Source organism: Psychrobacter sp. DAB_AL32B (assembly GCF_002224105.1).
In the GTDB taxonomy this organism is placed as follows: Bacteria; Pseudomonadota; Gammaproteobacteria; order Pseudomonadales; family Moraxellaceae; genus Psychrobacter.
Genome location: NZ_NEXU01000011.1, coordinates 1 through 20,296, shown reverse-complemented (window position 1 = coordinate 20,296; position 20,296 = coordinate 1). Strand labels below are relative to the sequence as shown.

Below are 20,296 nucleotides of genomic sequence, written 5' to 3'. Positions count from 1 at the left end.
CTGCTAAGGCTTGCTCTGCTTTAGCTAACGCTTGAGCGGCAGCAGCTAAGTCGCCTTTAGCTTTGTCAGCTTCGGCTTGGGCTTGGGCCGCTTTTTGTTTTTCAATCGCCGCTTGTGCTTGAGCAGCTGTTGCTTGTTCTTCCGCTTTAACTTTAGCTTCTTCTGCTGCTTTTTTTGCAGATGCTTCTGCTTTAAGTGCTTCTTCTACTTCTTTCGATTTAGCTTCCGCTGCTTGAGCACGAACATCTGCCGTCTTTGATTTCTCTTCGGCATCTTTCATCTTTGTGACTGCATCGGCTGCTGTTTTCTTAGCCAAATCTACTTCTGACGCAGATGCTTTTGCAGCCGCTTCAATTTTCGTTACCGCCTCTACTCTTGCAGCTTCAGCAGCGGCTTTTGCTTCAATAGCTTCTTTTTTTGCAGCGTCAATAGCAATTTTAGCTGCTGTAGCGGCTTTCTCTGATTCTTTACCAAAACCTTCTTCGGCTGCTTTTAAGGCAGCTTGTGCGGCTTTGGTTTTAGACTCAGCAACTTTAAGCGCTTCTTCGGCTACTTTGGTTTTTGCTTCCGCTGCTTTAATAGCTTTTTCAGCTTCGCCAATAACACCAACACCTCCGTTACTGCTACCTCCCGTATTACCTTCATCTATGGTGGTTTCCGTGCCACCATTCCCCGGTAAAACCGGTGTTGGCTTCGGAGTAATAGTATTATCTCCGCCACTAGACGAACACGAGGCTAGAATAATAGCAGTTAAGAGAACCACACTAGCTTTAAGCGGGGTATTTAATTTTCTTGCTGTCGATACAGCTGTAATTGAATGACGGTTAGGTGACATTCGTCTTCCTCCATGAAGAGTTTAAAATAGGATATAACTATGCAAACATAAGTTCATTAACATGTATAGATAAACAAATTGTATAAAAGAAGTCAATAATTATTAATGAAATATTGTCGATTGTAATATTTAGTTACCAATTAATCCTAAGAGACGAATATAAGCTTTAATCATGATATAAAATGTATCAAATTAGACATGTCAAGCATGATTTAACAAATAAAACATAGAATTTCCTTTAAGAAAATTAATTGAAGAGCCCTTCATTAAAACATTAAATTCATGCACTTAGGATTTAAATAAAATAAAACATATATAAAGTTTAAAATATTCAGCTAAGTTATGAGAAATAATTAGAGAAATGGATGGCTAATTAAGTTGAATACAACCTATTTAAGTAATAAGAAGTTATTTGTTAATATTGAAATAACAGTCCCTTAAAATATTCATTGCCTTAAGATACAACCAAATAAAAAGACTGTTATTTTGAACTATAGTTCATATAAAAAATAATAAGTAAACCCCTAACACTTTAAGAAAATAGACTTTTGTTAAATTGAAATATTAAGTATAAAGTTTTATTTTATTGTTTTTTATTAAAAACTTTCACTTTTGAAGAAATTTAAAGTAGAAAAAAGCGCCCTAAGGCGCTTTTTTAATAAAACTATAATTTTAAATATTTATAACTATTTGACTACTTTTTCAGCGCCGAAAGTACCTTGGAATTTCGTACCTTCACCTGGTAGCTCACCTTTACCGCCTTTAGTTGGAGCATCTTGATAGATACCGCCAATGAAGTTAGCGTCTTCACCATAGAACCCACCTGCCGTGTCGATGCCATTCTGATTACCAGCGAATGTATTGCCACTAATATCAGCATTTATCTTAATTTCATTACCAGCAGGCATATACTTATAATCGCCATCTTTAAACGTTAATGTACCATCCACTTTACCGCCGACAAAATCGACATCGAAATTGGAAGTACCATCAACTACTGCACCACCGCGGTCAGTATCGCTTAAATGTAGGTTTTCCATATAGGTAGCAACACCGCTATACGCGACCATACCGTCATTGATATTGTTATCAATGTTGTACTTAGCCAAGTCTTTCATGTACTGCATGTCTTTAAGGTTGGTGCCATTACCTTGTACATAGACAGTAGAAACTCGGGCAAAAGCACCGCCCATGAACCCAGGATCACCATAAACATGACCGATCTGCATCTGTGAGTCAAAGTTTTTATAAACAGATGCATAGTCTAAGGTTAGTGTTAAAGGACCCTTTACTTTAGTCGAGCCATTGTACACCTTAAAGCCATTACCATAATCTGCGTCATCTTCTCCGGTTAGCTGGACTTCGACCGATGCTTTCACAGAGGCAGGCTTGGTCATATCTGCACGGGCTATAAACTTATCGTAGCCGGTAAAGTTATCACCTGTACGATCATCTATTGCAACGTTTTCACCATCTATTATTTCCGTATTCGTAAGCTTTGCGTCCCAAACATAGCTTGATTTATCATCACGTATCTCTGCATAACCGACAGCATCATCTGTCAGCGAACCTTTTTTCTGGCTACTTAGTGTATTGCTTTGGAAGCCTGTAAACTCAGTATCTGGCTTTACATCTGGGTTGACTGGAGGCGGTAGTTCTGCTGGTGTACCATCTTTCTCAGCGCCAAAGGTACCTTGCGACCCATTACCTTCATAGATACCACCGATGTAATTTGCATCTTCACCGTAGAAAGCGCCATCGGTATTGTAATCACCTTTTTTACCTGAGAATTCATTGCCATCGATATCAGCACCTAGCGCAATATCACCAGCTTTAGCAAATTTTAGCGTGCCTTCAACTTTTTTCGCGACGAAGTCGGCAGTAAACTCTGAGCTACCATACTCAATGTCATTATCTAGACCGACTTTACGATTGGTGGCATCACCAGCGTATTCAAACTTACCGTCTGTAGGTATTGTAGCTGTCTTATTACCTACTACCGCAACACCGTTCACTGAGATTTCACCGCCACCAGCTGAACCATCGATATGACCGATGCGCATCTCACCGTTTTCACCGAAGTCTTTATAGACTGAGGTGTAAGCTAAATCACCTTTTGCCAATACATCAGCTGTTCCTTCGTAGGATTTAAAGCCGTTGGCTGTATCAGCATCATTATCACCCGAGACTTTAATTGCTATAGGTTCTGGAACTAGACCTACAAGTGCTAAGTCAGCACGGGCATCGACATCAGAAGTACTACGGATAGCGAAGTCACGAGTAGTCGTTGTTTTAACCCCTAACGCTGCCTCCAGTGCAGTAGCATCGATGGATAGATGCTGAACCCCTGATTGCTCTGTTTCGGTTTTAGAGACCCACTTTGGTGTATTGTCTAGCTTGTCTTGCAAATCTTGAGCTTTTTTCTCCGCTGCCGCTTGTTGTGCTGCTGCTGCTGTCACCCTATCTTCGGCGGCTTTAGTATCTGCTTCAGCTTTATCCTGAGCAATTTTAGCTGCGGCAGCTTTATCCTGAGCAATTTTAGCTTCTTCTTTAGCGTTTGCCTCACCTGACTCTGCGGCAGTGATTTTAATGGCTGCGTCTTCTTCAGCTGCTTTTGTTGCAGCTTTTGCAGCAGTAGCGGCATTTTTAGCAGCGGCTGCTTCTGACTGAGCTGCTGCAACTTTGTCTTGAGCTGCTTTGACTTCTTCTTTTGCTTTATTTGCTGCTTCCTGGATTGCAATTTTTGCATCTGCTTTGGCTTTTTCTGCAGCGGCTTCTGCAGCTTCTGCTCTGTCTATTGCATCTTGCAGCGCTTGATCATCACCGCTACTACCTGCATTATCAGCTGCTTCTTGAGCTTTCTCTGCCTCAGCTTTTGCTTTTGCCGCTTCAGCTTGGGCTTTTTCTGCAGCAGCCTTAGCTGTTGCAGCTTGATTTCTAGCAGCTTCTAATGCTTTTTCTGTCGCCTCTGCTTTGGCTTTAGCGTCTTTCGCAGCTTGTTCAGCTTTGGTTTGGACATCAGACTTAGCCCCATAAGTACCTTGAGCGCCATTACCTTCGTATATGCCGCCTACGTATTGGCCATCGCCACCATAGAACCCACCATCGGTATTATAACCGTCCTTGCTCCCTGAGAACTGATTACCATCAATGTCTGCTTCTAGACCAATGCTCTTATCACTAAAGGTTAAGTCACCTTTGATGTTTTTGGCTACAAAGTCAGCTGTGAATACTGAGGTACCAAATTTAATATCTTTATCTTGACCAGTTTCACGATAAGTTGCATCACCAGTGTAACCAACTTTACCTTCAGTCGGCATGTTCTCAGCTTGGGTAGCATTACCAACCACAGCAACACCGTTGACTGGTAACAAACCAGCAGCAGCACCATCAATATGAGCGACTCTTAAGTCATCGCCAAAATCTTTATAGGTTGAGGTATAAACTAGATCGACTTCACCTAATGAAGAGGTATTAACTTTGGTCGTATTTTCAAAAGACTTGAAGCCATTAGATTCCGCTACTAGATCGTCGTTATCACCACTGACTTTTAGTACGACCGGGTCAGAAACCAAACCCTCAGAAGCAGTATCTGCTCGTGCATCTACTTCAGTTTCATCAGTGATATCAAAGTCACGAGTAGTAGTCGTTAGTGACCCCTGACCTAGATCAGAAGCATCGATACTGACATGCTGAACACCAGACTTCTTAGCTTCAGGATCATTTTTAATCTCTGCATCCTGTGCTGCTTGTTGGGCTGCTTGTTGGGCTGCTTGGGCTGCTGTCGCTTCTGACTCTGATTTCTTCTGAGCAGCTTGTGCAGCGGCTTCTGCAGCTTCTGCGTCTGCCTCTGCTTCTTCTGCTAGCTTGGCTTTGCGGTCAGCTTCTTTCTGTAGGGCCTCTGAACCACCACCATTTGCTAATGCTTCTTCTAGAGCTTTTTCTGCTTCCTCTTTTGCTTTAATAGCATCTGCTTTTGCTTTTTCAGCAGCGACAGCAGCAGCTTCGGCTGCTTCCTTAGCCTTGATAGCCGCTTCCGCTTTCTCTTCAGCTGCTTTTTCAGCAGCAGCTATTTGCTTAGCCGCTTCTTTTTTCGCAGCTTCGGCTTCTTCTTTTGCTTTTTTGGCTTCATTTTTAGCCTTTTCAGCTTCAGCTTTTGCTTTTTCTAGTGCTGCATCAGTCGCGCCAGGTATTGGGCTAAAGACATCATCAAGATTATAAGAAGGATCGTCAGTTGTATTACATGCTGCTAATATCATAGTCGTTAGCAATACAACACTGGCTTTGAGCGGGGTTTTAAGTTTTTTAGCTGTCGATACAGCTGTGATTGAATGACGGTTAGGTGACATTCTTCTTCCTCCATGGATGATTGTTAGATATTCCGTTGTCTATTAATAGTAAAATTAGTACTCAAATAAAATGTATAGATAACCAAATTTAGTTCGTAAAGTGAATTTATAACAGCTGACAGCCGTTGATAAAAAATGACGCAAACGTTCATTTGTGAGCCATTAAATATTTGTATAAGTACTAAGTTATTACCATATAAGATAATAGTGCTTAATGAAGCTTATCCAACTGACTAGTAAGATAAGCTTTTAGAACTTTTATTAAAGAGTTATTACTAAATAATAATCTACAGGCTTTGATAAGAGAGTTTTACACCAGCGATGTAACCATCATTGTCTTCGGCTTTACTAACGATACTGCCGTTAGGTAACTGTCCAGTTGCATCCCCAAACTTAAGATATTTACCACCGACTGATACTGCCCACTCAGGTGTCACGTTATATTTCACCCCACCACCGATACTGTAATAACCTTCAATAGTACCTAATGAACTTACAGGGTTTCCTGCACCGGAGTCATAACCTACAACCACTGAACCGGCTAGTTTTTCATTGAAACGTTTGGCTAAACCGACATCTACTTTCCATTGGTCTTTGTCATAAGACAATAACGGTAAACCGTCTGGTTCAGCGGCTTTAGAATAGGCATTGTAGAAAGGTGGGACAATTGAGAAATCACTCCATGGCACCCAACGTACATCCAATGTACCCAATAACTGATACTTTTCACTTAACCCAGTTTGAATATTTAGGTTAACCGACTCAGGCGTAGTAACCGTAGCATCCGTTGTGGCATATTCACCAATAGACTGTCCGAGCGCAGAATTTGGATCTATCCCAAGCTTTCCTAGCGCTACATCTTTTAGAGACAAGCCACCAAGACTGGCAATTGGGTCACCACTTAAGAGGGGAATCCTCTCAGCTATTTTTGTTTTGTGTTCTATTTCTGAGCGATAAGTTAGCGCAGCGTTTAGTGCAATCTCAGGCTTGCTATAGGCAAGACCAGCTACCCAACCATAATCGGTATCGCTATTTACGTTTGCATCATAACCAGTTAGTGGACCATAGGCACTGCCACGCAAATGCACGTCTGCTTTCGCTTTTTGTAATACGGGACCGCCATAAACCTGAAAACCGTTTGATTTATAACCAATCAAGCCTGTCCATGTCTCTGTATGAACACTGACATTAGTGCTTTTGTTATAGTTTGGATCACCTACTACTGACGAATTAACTGTCTCATTAGGAAGAGCAAGCCCTGAAGTAGGATCAACGATAGTTGGCTGACCAGCCTTTGAGACAAAGTTATTATCACCCTTATATTCTATTTCTGCGCCAAACGGTTCATCATAAAAAACACCAATACTGATATTGTCATTGACGTCTGTTTTTACACCATAACGCATGAAGCTATAGGTATCATCGGTAGCATTACCTGTGTCATTACCCTTAACGTATTCAGCTTCAGTCTTTGTTATGCCTAACTTATTGTCATAAGCAGAAACTTTGGTATCGATATACGCAAAGTCAACTTCAGCATATGTACCAGGATTAAAGAAACCTTTGATTTCTTGACCAGAGCGATCAAGTCCGGCAGCATGACTCATACTAGCTACAGACAGAGCAGCAATCGCTAATGTAAGCGTTTTTAAATGAAAGGTAGCGCGCATTGTATATCTCCAAACATCCCAGTTGTTTTACCTATTCGATGATTAGCAAATAGTAGTTCGTATTTAAAAATACAAAAGTTCAATCATCTGTTCGGTTTCCTATATATGATACTAATAGCTTTTTCACACGAAGACAACAACAAAAGTACGCTATTTCGCTATTGTGACTGACCAGTACATAAATTACTTAGATAAGTTTCTGAAAATTATTTTCTAATTTTGCTTAATATTATTGATAATTAGAGGTTGCAAGTGAATGATCTCTGTCTTTCAGACTTTTTATGCGCGACTATAAATAATAATTTAGTGCGAGAGAATAAAGTTTTAATTCTTTTAATTCCTATCCCTTACCAATTAATAGACAACAAAAAAGCGACCCATAATGGATCGCTTTTTTTATTGGTGTTTTATTTATCTATAATATTGAAATTAACTTTAGAAAAAATTATTTAAAGTTTTATTTTCCTTGATAAGAAAGCTTCATACCAAGGATATAACCATCATTGTCTTGGAAATCGCCAACGATTTTACCAGTAGGTAATTGACCTTTGGCATCACCGAACCATAAGTATTTGCCACCGGCTGATACTGCCCATTCAGGTGTGACGTTATACTTAGCGCCAAGACCAACACTATAGTAGCCATCGACTGGACCTAGCGAGGTTGTTGGATCGCCGGCACCACTATCCCAACCAACCGTACCACTAACGGCTAAAGCTGGTGCTAGACGTTTGGCAACACCAAGCTCTACTTGCCATTGGTCGTCTTCATACTCGACCAAATCTAAACCATTAGGCCGTGCAGTAGATTGGCTAACTTCATTATATAATGGTGGAGTAATTGCGAAATCACTCCATGGTACCCAACGTACTTTTGCAGTGGCTAAAGTCGTAGGGTTTACGCCTGTTTGGAAGTCAAAGTTTACTGACTTGGGTGTGGTCAACTCCATATTGGTAACTTGAGTAGCTGGAAGAATACGTCCTGTAAGTATGCCGACAGTTGGTGCTAAAGGATAACTCTCATAGATATCCATACTGTGGTCGATTTCAGAGCGATATGTCAAAGCAGCTTTTAATGCGATTTCTGGCTTACTATAAGAAACACCTGCTAACCAGCCATAATCTTGATCTGGGCTAATATGTGAGGTATAACCTGTAGCAGGACCATATGCAGTGCCTCGTAATTTTACATCTGCTTGTATACGTTGCGCTACTGGACCGCCATATACTTGAAACTCCTTATTAGCACCAAATTTCGCGCCAAGAATAGCAGTGATACTTTCACTACGCACTTCAACATTTGTTCCTTCACCTCTGGTGTCATATTCAGCTTGAGCAATTGCTACTGCTGGCCCTAATTGAGCTATCTGAGCTTGCTCTGTTGGAGTTAGTGGCGTATTGTTTGCAATTTTTTGCAAAATAGGATTGACTACACCAACTGCTCCTGCAAAGCTAGTGACGGTACCACTCGATAAATCACTAATAATAGTATCGCGATTGGCTCCTGCTACAAAACTGTTGTCGCCATTATAAGCAGCAGCAGCACCAAATGGCTCATCATATAAGACACCAACACTAAAGGTATCATTAATATCAGTTTTTACACCATAACGAAAGAAATCATAAGACTCAGCGATATCACCAGTTGCTTTACCTTTGGCATAATTGTTAATTAAAGGATTACCATTAGAACTATCGAAACCGCTGACATCTGCATCGATATAAGTATAGACCGCTTCAGCGTAAGTGCCATCTTGTAAGAATGCAGTGATATCTTGACCTGAGCGATCAAGACCTGCAGCGTTGGTCATGCTGGCTACAGAAAGAGTAGCAATCGCTACAGCAAGAGTTTTTAAATGAAAAGTAGCGCGCATTGGGTATCTCCAAACATCCTCGTTGTTTAACCGCCTGCATAATTAATATTCAGTATTGTTACTTGAAATATAAGATTATGTAAACGATGTCCTGAAATGAATAGTAATGACTTTTTGACACTAAAACAACATCTAAAACACTTTATTTCTTGCTAATGACCCTTCAGTACAGCTATTAAATATAAAATGATAAACAATAGTTTATTTATATTAATATCAATATCTTATATAATTAAATGTTAACAAACTTAAGTCTGATATCTGGTAATTCTGGATATTTAATAAAAATATTAAACAAATATATTGGCTATCATTTATTTTGCTTAACGCACAAAAAAGCGACCCATAATGGATCGCTTTTTTGTAGATAATAGTATTAACCTTATATTAGGTTAACCCTATTACACTCTAATTAAAATTTTGTTTGGCTTGATAAGATAGTTTAACACCAAGCGCAAAACCATCGTTGTCTTCAAAGTTGCTAACAGCAAATTTATTTGGAATTTGACCTTTTGCATCACCAAACCATAGGTATTTACCACCAGCAGAAATCGCCCAATTGTCAGTTAAGTTATACTTTGCGCCAAGACCAGCACTGTAATAGCCATCAATAGGACCTAGTGAAGTGACTGGATTGCCAGCACCACTATCCCAACCAACTGTACCTGTCACCGCTAATACTGGCGTTAAACGTTTCGCTAGACCTAACTCTACCAACCATTGGTCTTTATCATAGCTGACTAGTGATAGACCATCTGGACCATTTGTAGGATCAAATTTACTGGCTTGATTATATAACGGTGGAACGATAGAAAAATCACTCCATGGTACCCAGCGCACTTTAGCAGTCGCTAGCATAGTAGGATTGATACCTGTTTGGAAATCAAAGTTTACTGATTCAGGAGTCGTGATATCAATGATACCATCAATGCCTGTTGCTGCAGCTGGAATGACTGGTGCAATCTTCGGAAATTTCTCAGACAGCTTCAGACTATGTTCAATCTCTGAGCGATAGGTTAAGGCTGCTTGTAATGCAATTTCAGGCTTGCTATATGAAACGCCTGCTAACCAACCATAGTCCTGATCAGCAGTGATATGTGTCGTGTAACCATCAGCTGCTTGATATGCTTTCCCACGTAACTTTACATCTGCTTGTACACGCTGGGCTACTGGTCCACTATATACTTGAAATTCTTTATTAGCGCCAAATTTGGCGCCTAAAATACCTGTAATGTTTTCTGTACGAACTTCAACATTGGTACCTTCACCGTTATCATCGACAAACTTATTGTCACCACTATAATCGGCAGCAGCACCAAAAGGCTCATCGTATAAAACACCAACACTAAATGTCTCATTGATGTCCGCTTTTACGCCATAACGGAAAAAGTCATAAGATTCCGCGATATCACCAATTTTATTACCTTGCTGATAAGCGTTTTTATCTGTACCAACATAAGCATTATCATAACCACTGACATCAGCATCTAAATAAGTATAAACCGCTTCAGCATATACACCATCTTGCAAAAATGCGGTGATATCTTGTCCTGAACGATCAAGACCAGCAGCATTGCTCATGCTGGCTATAGAAAGAGTAGCAATCGCTACAGCAAGAGTTTTTAAATGAAAAGTAGCGCGCATTGGGTATCTCCAAACATCCTCGTTGTTTACCGCTATACCGAACTTTGTTAGGTAGGCGATACATAAGGGGAAGGATACTAATGTTTTTCTTACACTAAAACAACATCATTTCTCTAATGTGACTGAGCAGTCACTGGAGGGTATATTTATTCAAAAATACACATATAAATTTAATAAAAGTAGTATCGCTTATTTGCTATTTATCGTTAGCGATTAATATGGCTAGTAATGTGGTGGCCTATCTGCCATGACGTCAAAAGGTGCCACGCCTCCTTCTTCATCTTGGCTTTCAACTTGCTTATAAATAAACTGTAGTTGTCGTTGTAGCGTTTGGATATGTTTATCTTGACGGGTAATGACATCGTCAAGTCGTTCTACTGTTAGCTCAAGATGGGACATGTTCATTTGTAATTCGACCACTTGCGATTGTAAGTCAGCTTGTGTGGCTAAGCTTTCGGTTTGAAGATTGGATAGGTTTATACTTTGTGGATTTGCTTCATTCATATTTTTCTCAATACTAGATGCGATGGATAACGATGGCTAAAGCCTTGGTAAGATATGCTAGGTTGCTTGATAAAATAACCGGCATAAAATCATGCTTATAAATCCATTTACGCGCACTACAGTTGCGTAGCAGCATGTTATACTGCTCGCAATTTCGCAACAACCCCTACCTCACTATTATATAAGCTTAAGATACTCTATGGCACTGATACATTTAAAAGATATTCACCTTGCCTTTGGCGTCGCTCCTGTCCTTGATGGTATTGACTTTGCTATCGATGCAGGCGAGCGCGTATGTTTAATTGGCCGCAATGGCGAAGGCAAATCCACCTTATTTAAGCTGATTAATGGCACATTATTGCCTGATAGCGGCGAAGTTATCATTAATAATAGCGTACGCGTCGCGATGCTTGAGCAGGATGTGCCCGAGACTAGCGGTAAAATTTTAGATATAGTCATGGGTGGCAGCAAACGCACTGCTGAGTTGCTTATCAACTATAATGCGCAAACTGATTTATGTGCCAATGGTGACATGGATGCCTGTGAGCGTATGGCAGACCTGCAGCATGATATCGATGCGGTACATGGTTGGGATTTGGAGCGGGAAGCAACCCGTCTCATCACAACTATGGGTCTAGATCCAGAAGATGACTTGTCATCACTATCTGGTGGTCGTAAGCGTCGTGTGTTATTAGCACGCTCTTTAGTGACCAAGCCTGATGTACTACTACTTGATGAACCGACCAACCATTTAGATGTTGATAGTATTGAGTGGCTTGAGCGCTTCTTACTCGATTGGCAAGGTTTGACATTATTGTTCGTCACCCATGATAGAGCGTTCGTTAATAAATTATCAACTCGTATCATTGAGCTTGATCGTGGTCAATTGACCAGCTATGACGTCACTCAAGGTGAAGGTGGCTATGCACGTTACCAAGAGCTAAAAGAGCTACAATTATTAGCTGAAGAAAAAAACAATGCTAACTTTGATAAAAAATTAGCACAAGAGGAAGTTTGGATTCGCCAAGGTATCAAAGCACGTCGCACCCGTAATGAAGGTCGTGTCCGTGACTTAAAAGCATTGCGTGAAGAACGTGGCGAGCGCCGTGAACAAGTTGGTAATGTTAATATCACCATGGGTCAAGGCGAGAAAAGTGGCAAGCTAGTCTGTAAAGTTAAAAATTTACATTTACAGTATGATGACCACGTATTGGTCGATAACTTTAGCACCACCATCATGCGCGGTGACAAAATCGGTATCGTCGGCCCTAATGGCGCGGGTAAAACCACGCTTATTAAAGCCCTACTCGATATGTCAGACGATGATGTAATCAAAACTGGCAGCGTTGAATTAGGTACTAACCTAAAAATAGCCTTCTTTGATCAGCTGCGTGACCAGTTAGATCTTGAGGCCAGTGTGGCTCATAACGTTTCAGAAGGTTCTGATTTCGTCGAAGTGGGTGGCCGTAAGACTCACATTATGAGCTATCTACAAGACTTCTTATTTGCCCCAGAACGCGCACGTACCCCTGTTAAAGCTTTATCTGGTGGTGAGCGTAACCGCGTGCTACTTGCCAAACAATTATTAAAGCCTGCCAATATCCTTGTACTTGATGAGCCAACCAACGACTTGGATATGGCAACACTTGAGCTATTAGAAGAATCAGTCGCAAGCTTTGGCGGTACGATTCTATTGATTAGCCATGACCGCTCATTTATGGACAACGTTGTCACTTCAACTTGGGTATTTGGTGAAGATGAAGATGGCAAAGGCACTGTCAGCGAGTATGTCGGTGGCTATCAAGAGTATTTGGTACAAAAAAATCGCGAAGAAGCGGCGAAAACAGCTAAATCTTCTGGTAACAATACCACTAATAGCAAATCTGCCAATAAATCAGCGGCAGCAGCGAAACCTAATAACGCCGCTAAAAAGCTCAACTTTAATGACCAGCGTGAGCTTGATGCGTTGCCAAAAGAGATTGCTACTTTAGAAGCTGAACAGAGCGAGCTAGAAGAAAAGCTGGCTGATGGGTCTTGGTTTAATCAAGACTTTGATGCGGCAACGGCTGCTAGTGAGCGTTTACTTACCATTGAAGATGAAATGATGAATAAGCTTGAGCGCTGGAATACGCTTGAAGGCTAATGCTATCAGAACAGTATTAATAGTTGGAAACTTACCTTTAATAGCAGCTTTATTTTAAAAACCTACTATTAAAGGTGGTTCTATTAAAGGTAGTGCTATTTATTACCAATCTATATTCGCTTCACTTTAAAAAAACAAAGTATTGCTGGTATAAATTTTTCGAAGCCTCTGTCTGGCAAAGTGCGCAGCAAGCGAGAAATGTTTATACCAGCAGAATATTATGACAATCGTACGTATTTTATTTTGAACTTACTATGTCATTTAGAGCGGTAATAAATAGCTTACGACTACTTACAAGGTAGTGAGGTGCTGAAAGTTAGTGAACATTGTCTAGATTTCAAGTATCATTCCCTATTGCTGAATATCCTTAATAATTATAAGGTCATTATTCATAACATCCTTGATGATATCTTGGTGGCATAAAGCTTATATTAGACACTGATAATCAAGGTTTTTTAGAGTGATTATCTTGTTTAATACTCTAGTGCGCCCTATCAAGGTTGCTTTATTTTTAACACAATAATTTATTTTATGACCAAAATAGCTTAGAATAGCAACAATTAGCAAAATTAGGCACAGCTAACGTGGCTTGTTTATTGGTATTGTAGATTTTCTAAGCCACAAACCCAGTGTGGGATAATCCCATTTCATTCACCTGGAGGAAGTATTAATGAGCCATGCCGAAGGCGTTAACGTACAACGTCGTAGAGTTCTTATTGCCTCGACTGCCGTAATTGGTGCAGCTGGGGTAGCTGCTGTGGCAACACCTTTTGTCCGTTCTTGGACCCCCAGCGCTAAAGCTGAGGCTGCAGGTGCTGCAGTCACCCAAGATATTGGTTCTATCGAAGCAGGACAAATGGTTGTCATCAAATATCGTGGCAAACCTATCTTTGTGGTCAAGCGTACTGAAGAAATGCTGACTACACTAGAGTCAGTAAAGTCATTACTATCCGACCCTGATTCCGACGCATCTTTGCAACCTGAATATTGTAAAAACCCAGGACGCTCACTTTCACCAGAGATATTGGTGGTAGAAGGCGTCTGTACACATTTAGGCTGTGCACCAAACTACCGTCCTGATGTTGGCGCAGCCGACTTGGGTGGTAATGATTGGTACGGTGGATTTTTCTGCCCATGCCATGGTTCTAAATATGATTTAGCGGGTCGCGTTTATAGTGGTGTACCTGCACCGCTTAACTTACCTGTCCCAGATTACAACATGGATGGTACCATCTTGACGATTGGGGAGGCTTAATATGAGCATGGGTAAAAAGTTAATGCATTGGGTGGACGCGCGCTTTCCAGCGACTGAAACCTACGAATATCATATGTCGAAGTACTATGCACCAAAAAACTTTAACTTTTGGTACTTCTTTGGCGTGTTATCTATGGTGGTATTGGTCAACCAATTAGTGACTGGTATCTGGCTAACGATGATGTACAACCCAAGTGCCGAAGGGGCATTTGCGTCTGTTGAATACATCATGCGTGATGTCAAAGGTGGCTGGCTCATCCGTTATATGCACTCGACTGGCGCATCGGCGTTCTTCGTCGTGGTGTATCTGCATATGTTTAGAGCCTTGCTATATGGTTCATACCAAAAACCGCGTGAGCTTATTTGGCTTATCGGTATGGGTATTTACTTGGCATTGATGGCAGAAGGTTTCTTCGGTTACCTACTCCCTTGGGGCAACATGTCATTCTGGGGTGCACAGGTTATCTTGAACCTACCTGCTGCCTTACCGGTTATTGGTGACGGTCTTGCTGAATGGGTACGTGGTGATTACATTATTTCAGGTATCACTCTAAATCGTTTCTTTGCCTTGCACGTAGTTGCTATTCCATTAGTGCTTGTCGGCTTAGTCTTTATGCATTTAGTGGCACTGCATCATGTTGGTTCGAACAACCCTGATGGTATTGACATTAAGAAGCTAAAAGATAAAAACGGTGTCCCATTAGATGGTATCGAATTCCATCCGTACTATACCGTGCACGATATGGTTGGTATTGTTGTCTTCTTTATCTTGTTCTTTTCAGTGGTATTCTTCTTCCCAGAAGGCGGCGGCTTCTTCCTTGAGCCACCAAACTTTGAGACAGCAAACTCATTGAAAACACCAGCGCATATTGCACCAGTATGGTATTACACGCCTTTCTATGCCATCTTACGTGCGGTTCCAGATAAGCTTGGTGGTGTTATTGCCATGGGTGCTGCAATTGCCTTCCTGTTCTTGATACCATGGCTTGATAGATCGCCTGTACGCTCTATACGCTATAAAGGCATTTTATCTAAAATTGCTTTAACTGTGTTTGCGATCAGTTTCTTAGTTCTAGGTTATTTAGGTGCGACACCAACAACGCCAACAGCAACATTGATGGCTCGTATCTTCACTGTGTTGTATTTCTTGTTTTTCTTACTGATGCCAATTTACACCTCTATTGAGAAGTGTAAACAGCCACCAGAACGCGTTACCGGAGGTCACTAATGAACACGCTAAAAAAATTCCTAGCAGGTTTAGGCTTAGGCGCGGCATTAACCTTGACTGCTGGTACGGCACTAGCAGCAGGTGGTGGATGCGGTACGTTTACCAATGCTGATGGTGTTGAAGAACACTTAGCCTGTAGCACAGCCCCTATTGATTTTACCAATAAGGGTTCTCTACAAAACGGCGCGAAAACGTTTATGAACTACTGTGCGGGTTGTCACTCAGCACAGTACGTTCGTCACTCGCGTATTGCTAAAGACTTAGAGATACCGCCTGAGCTGGTCGAAAAGTATCTGATGGTCACCACAGATCAAATCGGCGACCATATTAATGCTGAGATTGACCCTGAAGTGCAAGCATCGTGGTTTGGTGCAGCACCGCCGGATCTATCGCTTGAGACCAGACTGCGCGGTGATGACTGGGTTTATACCTATCTATTATCGTTCTATGAAGATCCAAGTCGTCCTTGGGGCGCTAATAACTTAGTGCTTGCAAACGCTGCAATGCCTCACGTCTTGCATAATATGCAAGAAGAGCTTAGTCAAGAAGAGTTTGAATCTGAAGTCGGTGACTTGGTTAACTTTATGGCGTGGATGGCTGAGCCTGTTCGTCATGACCGTCAAGTCATTGGTTTCTTCGTGATTTTATTCTTGTTAGTTTTACTGATTCCAGTTTACTTGCTCAACAAAGAGTTCTGGAAAGATGTAAAATAAACAAGAATTAAGACAATAGAAATTTAGTAGGATATTAATAAAAGGCACTACCTCGGTAGTGCTTTTTTTATGTGCTAATCGTCAGTAAATCATCCGCTAAACCATAAGCTCATACGTAATGTTTACGGATGCTGCCTTGATAAATAGGTCGACTTTGTTTACGATGACAGGCTTTACTATTAACATTAGGCTTTCATGATTGATGCGAATGACATTCCAAGTAGTCAGCTAATCTTATATGCTGATGACGGCTACGACAGTCATGTGGTACGCCTATTACTTGAAGAAAAAAAGCTCGCTTATTATTTATCACGTCTACACTCCGAGCGCCCAGAGGACTTGACCGAACTGAATCCTTATCACACTTTGCCCGTTCTTCAGCAGCGTGAGATTGCCCTCTATGAGATTAACGTCATCTTCGAGTATCTTGAGGAGCGTTACCATGCAAACAAACTGCTGCCTGATACACCGCAAGAGCGTGCACAGTTCAGGCAACTGGCGTGGCGCATTCAGCGTGATTGGCTGGTACTGGGTAAGCGTTTACTGATGCACCCTGATAGCTTCAACAAAGCACAAGCAGCCATCGCTAAAAAACAGCTAACTGATTCATTGATTACTTTATCACCGCTATTTGCGCATAAACCTTACTTTATGGCGGATGAATTTGGCTGGTGTGATGTACTGCTAGCGCCTTTATTATGGCGACTTGAAGAGATGGGTATCGAGCTACCTCGTGCTATTAGCCGTCCATTACTTGAGTATCAAACCCGAATCTTTGAGCGTAAAAGCTTTCAAAAAAGTGTGCGTTGATTAGACAATCGCTTGTCGCTGTCTTAGAATAAGAAATCATTAAACCTGCCTCATTTTCTAGAAATCAATAAAAATAGGCAGCAAACCCCTTATTAACTATTATTTAATATCATCAATATAGGAAGCCAAAAGATGAGCGAAACCACGTCTATTACCCCAACACGTCCCTATATGGTGCGCGCGCTATATCAATGGATAGAAGACAATGCGCTCACACCGTATCTGATGGTTGATGCTACCGCTGAGAACGTACAGATTCCAACGGAACATGTGCAAGATGGGCGTATCGTACTCAATATTGCCAGCCGCGCTACTGGTAATATGAGTATGGAAAATGACTATATTCACTTCAGTGCGCGCTTTGGTGGCGTATCACAAGAAATTTGGGTACCACTGACGGCGGTGCTAGGTATCTATGCTAAAGAGAACTCGCAAGGGATGTTTTTTGATCCGAATGAATATGACAACTATCAGCCTGAAGATGACTCGGTAATGAGTCCTAAGATAACCAGCGCAGCTCCTAAGCCTAAACGTGATAATAAAGCCGGTTTAAAAGTTCTAAAATAATTAAACCTGATACATAAAAAAGCTAGTCATATTAAATATGGCTAGCTTTTTTTATTACTCTTCTAAATGAGCTGAATGATTAAAATAACCATTAAGTTCTTGGGTAAGCGCTTATCTAAGTTCTTGGTAATGTCACGCCGCGTTGACCTTGGTATTTACCACCACGATCTTTATAGCTGGTCTCACAGACATCATCGGCATCACTTTGGAAAAATAGCATTTGTGCCACCCCTTCACCCGCATAAATACGCGCTGGCAGATTGGTAGTATTACTAAACTCTAAAGTGACATGCCCTTCCCACTCAGGCTCAAGCGGTGTGACGTTGACGATGATACCGCAGCGCGCGTAAGTTGACTTACCTAGGCAAATAGTCAATACATCACGTGGAATACGGAAATATTCCATCGTCCGCGCGAGCGCAAATGAGTTTGGCGGAATAATACACTCATCACCAATGACATCGATAAAGCTTTTTTCATCAAAGTTTTTAGGATCGACAATGACTGAATGCACATTAGTGAAGACTTTAAACTCAGGCGCGCAGCGTACATCATAACCGTAGCTTGAGGTACCGTAGCTGACCAAACGCTCACCGGCGTCATTAAAACGCACTTGACCTGCTTCAAATGGCTCAATCATGCCATGCTCTTCAGCCATTTTACGAATCCAGCGGTCAGATTTGATAGACATTGTTGTTCCTTAGCAAATATTAAATAGGGATTATGATTTGAATAGTATTTTGATAGCGACGATTATACGGAATTGACGGCACGATTTATAGAGTCAGCAGCACTTTAAAACCAATACGTCCAATAACCCACTTATCATCACCCTATATTTTTACAAGCTACCATTTGGCAAAGTGATCTTCAGCCAGCCCCATGACTTTATCTAGATGAATGACTTTATCTCCAATACGTATCTCACCGCTGTATTCGCCGAGCCATTGTTCAAAAATACTGGCAACTATGCCAAAGTTATCGGTTTTTTTATAAACACTAATAGGCGTAAAGATTAAGTCGATCTCAACATTACTCCAGCCTAGGTTTTGATGATAAATACGCCAAGTCTGCTCAGCTCTGATGCTTGACTCTTCAGCAGATTGATCTTGCTGACTTAATGTTAAATTGACATCTTTACGAGCAAACATCACGGGCGGCAAATAAGCTATCTGCCCATCAAGCCAGCAAGCATTTTCACTAGCGCCTGTCTCATTGACGCCCATCGCTAGGTTTAAGGCAAAATGGCGGCCATCTGGCAAGTAGCTATTAATACAGCTCCAAAACCAATTGGTTTCATGGCGCATATAGCCTAATGTCCAGTCTAGATTGGCGATGGTGGTATCGGTGAAATCTACTTGTTTAGTGTGAGGTTCTATATTAAATATTGAAGCAGATTTGATTAAGAAATGCCCAGATATCGCCGTAAGTGGTTCTTTTTGCGTAAACGTCCAGCCACGTCTGCCAGTGGGTGTGCATACTGCTAATGGCTGAGATTCCCGCTCTAATGTTGCATGAACCTCTATATGCTGACTATCTAGCGCCACTTTGATTTTCGAGGGAGTAAAGTCTAATGTTACGGTGAGGCTAGCATGCGCAAACGCCATCTGTCCTTGGTAACAATCACTTTCTAGCTGCGTATGCCGAGTCAAAGGCTGTAGCGCTTCACAAACTTCTAACTGCTCAGTGTCGTCATTATAAAGATAAACAAAAGCACTGGTCGCAAGCTTAATCGTCGCTAATGCTAAACAAACTCGATAAGGTGGCTGGATAATTTGGATAAAGCAGAATTGATTGGCTTTTAGATTTTTGCGCCAATTGGGTAATGACTTTTGCGAAATAAGATGGCTGTGATAGTCAAGATAGTTGATTGCTTTAACTTGTTGGAAGACCCCAAAAGTTGGTTGGCCATTTTGGATTAACTGATCAAGTATAGGACGAGACTGATAAACATTTTGAGTAGATAGAATTGGCATATTAATTAACATCCTTGTTTATTAATAGTAGATACATCGAACATCGAACCAATATCATATATGCTAAAAAATACGCTTATCGTCGACTGGCTTAGCAAACTTATCAATATTGGCTTCGATATTTTTAGCAATACTCAAATAATATGGCGCAAACTCATCATCAACTAAGACGCTTGGCTCACCTTTATCCACTTGCGCGCGAATACCACTAGCGAGTGGTAGCTGCCCTAACAGTGGCACATGATATTGCTCAGCAATACGCTCGCCACCGCCGACACCAAAAATTGCTTCGGTATGATTACAGTTGCTACAAGTATGTAGCGCCATGTTTTCGACCACGCCAAGTACCGGAATATTGGTTTTATTAAACATCTCGATGCCTTTTTGCGCATCCAATAGCGCAATATGCTGCGGCGTCGTAACAATCACCGCACCGGTCACCGGAATGCGCTGTGCTAATGTTAGCTGAATATCGCCGGTACCTGGCGGCATATCAATCACCAAGTAATCTAACTGTGGCCAGTTGGTTTGATTGTATAGTTGCATCAAAGCACCCGTCGCTTTAGGACCGCGCCACGCGACAGGCGTATTGTCGCCATCAAGTAGGCTACCAATCGATAACATCGCTATGCCATGAGCATTGATAGGAATGAACTGTTCATTCTCTAGCTCAGGCTTTACCTTATCCACGCCTAGCATGGTCGGCATACTAGGGCCGTAAATATCCGC

At 41.4% G+C, this 20,296-nt stretch carries 14 protein-coding genes and 1 pseudogene; 6 read left to right on the top strand and 9 right to left on the bottom strand.

Going from position 1 to position 20,296, the window contains the following annotated elements; translation table 11 throughout:
- The 6 genes and pseudogenes from CAN34_RS01265 to CAN34_RS01240 form a co-directional block, all read right to left on the bottom strand.
- Window positions 1–835, bottom strand: a pseudogene (locus CAN34_RS01265) (hypothetical protein); the annotation flags it as partial.
- 686 nt (window positions 836–1,521) lie between these two features.
- Complete coding sequence (locus CAN34_RS01260; RefSeq protein ID WP_089554093.1) at window positions 1,522–5,184, bottom strand: transferrin-binding protein-like solute binding protein; 3,663 nt, start codon at window positions 5,182–5,184, stop codon at window positions 1,522–1,524.
- A 287-nt stretch (window positions 5,185–5,471) separates the two neighbouring features.
- Complete coding sequence (locus CAN34_RS01255; protein WP_089554092.1) at window positions 5,472–6,854, bottom strand: OmpP1/FadL family transporter; 1,383 nt, start codon at window positions 6,852–6,854, stop codon at window positions 5,472–5,474.
- Window positions 6,855–7,311: 457 nt separating this feature from the next.
- Complete coding sequence (locus CAN34_RS01250) at window positions 7,312–8,727, bottom strand: outer membrane protein transport protein (RefSeq protein WP_089554091.1); 1,416 nt, start codon at window positions 8,725–8,727, stop codon at window positions 7,312–7,314.
- A 408-nt stretch (window positions 8,728–9,135) separates the two neighbouring features.
- Complete coding sequence (locus CAN34_RS01245; protein ID WP_089554090.1) at window positions 9,136–10,371, bottom strand: OmpP1/FadL family transporter; 1,236 nt, start codon at window positions 10,369–10,371, stop codon at window positions 9,136–9,138.
- Between the two features lie 222 nt (window positions 10,372–10,593).
- On the bottom strand, window positions 10,594–10,875 hold the full coding sequence (locus CAN34_RS01240; RefSeq protein ID WP_089554089.1) for a SlyX family protein: 282 nt from the start codon (window positions 10,873–10,875) through the stop codon (window positions 10,594–10,596).
- A 199-nt stretch (window positions 10,876–11,074) separates the two neighbouring features.
- Here CAN34_RS01240 and CAN34_RS01235 point away from each other — a divergent pair, with 199 nt between their 5' ends.
- The 6 genes from CAN34_RS01235 to CAN34_RS01210 all read left to right on the top strand — a co-directional run bounded on the left by CAN34_RS01235 (window position 11,075) and on the right by CAN34_RS01210 (window position 17,591).
- Window positions 11,075–13,018 (top strand): ATP-binding cassette domain-containing protein, encoded by a 1,944-nt coding sequence (locus CAN34_RS01235; RefSeq protein ID WP_089554088.1) that lies wholly within the window; start codon window positions 11,075–11,077, stop codon window positions 13,016–13,018.
- 670 nt (window positions 13,019–13,688) lie between these two features.
- Window positions 13,689–14,273: a ubiquinol-cytochrome c reductase iron-sulfur subunit gene (petA, locus tag CAN34_RS01230; RefSeq protein ID WP_079692122.1), complete on the top strand. Its 585-nt coding sequence runs from the start codon at window positions 13,689–13,691 to the stop codon at window positions 14,271–14,273.
- Window positions 14,274–14,295: 22 nt separating this feature from the next.
- The gene (locus tag CAN34_RS01225; protein ID WP_171996386.1) at window positions 14,296–15,501 is read left to right on the top strand and encodes a cytochrome bc complex cytochrome b subunit; all 1,206 of its coding nucleotides are present in this window, start codon (window positions 14,296–14,298) and stop codon (window positions 15,499–15,501) included.
- Window positions 15,501–16,214 carry a cytochrome c1 gene (locus CAN34_RS01220; RefSeq protein WP_079692124.1) on the top strand — a complete coding sequence of 238 codons (714 nt, stop codon included), beginning with the start codon at window positions 15,501–15,503 and terminating at the stop codon, window positions 16,212–16,214. The genes CAN34_RS01225 and CAN34_RS01220 overlap by 1 nt, the downstream gene beginning before the upstream one ends.
- 195 nt (window positions 16,215–16,409) lie before the next feature.
- A complete protein-coding gene (locus CAN34_RS01215) occupies window positions 16,410–17,024 on the top strand; it encodes a glutathione S-transferase N-terminal domain-containing protein (protein ID WP_079692125.1) in 615 nt (204 codons plus the stop codon).
- Between the two features lie 132 nt (window positions 17,025–17,156).
- Window positions 17,157–17,591 (top strand): ClpXP protease specificity-enhancing factor, encoded by a 435-nt coding sequence (locus CAN34_RS01210; RefSeq protein ID WP_089554087.1) that lies wholly within the window; start codon window positions 17,157–17,159, stop codon window positions 17,589–17,591.
- Between the two features lie 115 nt (window positions 17,592–17,706).
- On the opposite strand, the gene dcd is transcribed toward CAN34_RS01210, so the two are convergent.
- From dcd to CAN34_RS01195, 3 genes are all read right to left on the bottom strand, one after another.
- On the bottom strand, window positions 17,707–18,282 hold the full coding sequence (gene dcd, locus CAN34_RS01205; protein WP_011513914.1) for a dCTP deaminase: 576 nt from the start codon (window positions 18,280–18,282) through the stop codon (window positions 17,707–17,709).
- A 157-nt stretch (window positions 18,283–18,439) separates the two neighbouring features.
- Window positions 18,440–19,567 carry a DUF2804 domain-containing protein gene (locus tag CAN34_RS01200; protein ID WP_254423041.1) on the bottom strand — a complete coding sequence of 376 codons (1,128 nt, stop codon included), beginning with the start codon at window positions 19,565–19,567 and terminating at the stop codon, window positions 18,440–18,442.
- Window positions 19,568–19,630: 63 nt separating this feature from the next.
- On the bottom strand, window positions 19,631–20,296 hold a 666-nt coding region (locus tag CAN34_RS01195; protein ID WP_165767591.1), incomplete at its 5' end, for an Mrp/NBP35 family ATP-binding protein.

Coding starts and splice junctions, on each gene's coding strand:
- CAN34_RS01260 (WP_089554093.1), bottom strand. CDS start 5,184: ATGTCACCTAACCGTCATTCAATCACAGCTGTATCGACAGCTAAAAAA.
- CAN34_RS01255 (WP_089554092.1), bottom strand. CDS start 6,854: ATGCGCGCTACCTTTCATTTAAAAACGCTTACATTAGCGATTGCTGCT.
- CAN34_RS01250 (WP_089554091.1), bottom strand. CDS start 8,727: ATGCGCGCTACTTTTCATTTAAAAACTCTTGCTGTAGCGATTGCTACT.
- CAN34_RS01245 (WP_089554090.1), bottom strand. CDS start 10,371: ATGCGCGCTACTTTTCATTTAAAAACTCTTGCTGTAGCGATTGCTACT.
- CAN34_RS01240 (WP_089554089.1), bottom strand. CDS start 10,875: ATGAATGAAGCAAATCCACAAAGTATAAACCTATCCAATCTTCAAACC.
- CAN34_RS01235 (WP_089554088.1), top strand. CDS start 11,075: ATGGCACTGATACATTTAAAAGATATTCACCTTGCCTTTGGCGTCGCT.
- petA (WP_079692122.1), top strand. CDS start 13,689: ATGAGCCATGCCGAAGGCGTTAACGTACAACGTCGTAGAGTTCTTATT.
- CAN34_RS01225 (WP_171996386.1), top strand. CDS start 14,296: ATGCATTGGGTGGACGCGCGCTTTCCAGCGACTGAAACCTACGAATAT.
- CAN34_RS01220 (WP_079692124.1), top strand. CDS start 15,501: ATGAACACGCTAAAAAAATTCCTAGCAGGTTTAGGCTTAGGCGCGGCA.
- CAN34_RS01215 (WP_079692125.1), top strand. CDS start 16,410: ATGATTGATGCGAATGACATTCCAAGTAGTCAGCTAATCTTATATGCT.
- CAN34_RS01210 (WP_089554087.1), top strand. CDS start 17,157: ATGAGCGAAACCACGTCTATTACCCCAACACGTCCCTATATGGTGCGC.
- dcd (WP_011513914.1), bottom strand. CDS start 18,282: ATGTCTATCAAATCTGACCGCTGGATTCGTAAAATGGCTGAAGAGCAT.
- CAN34_RS01200 (WP_254423041.1), bottom strand. CDS start 19,567: ATGCCAATTCTATCTACTCAAAATGTTTATCAGTCTCGTCCTATACTT.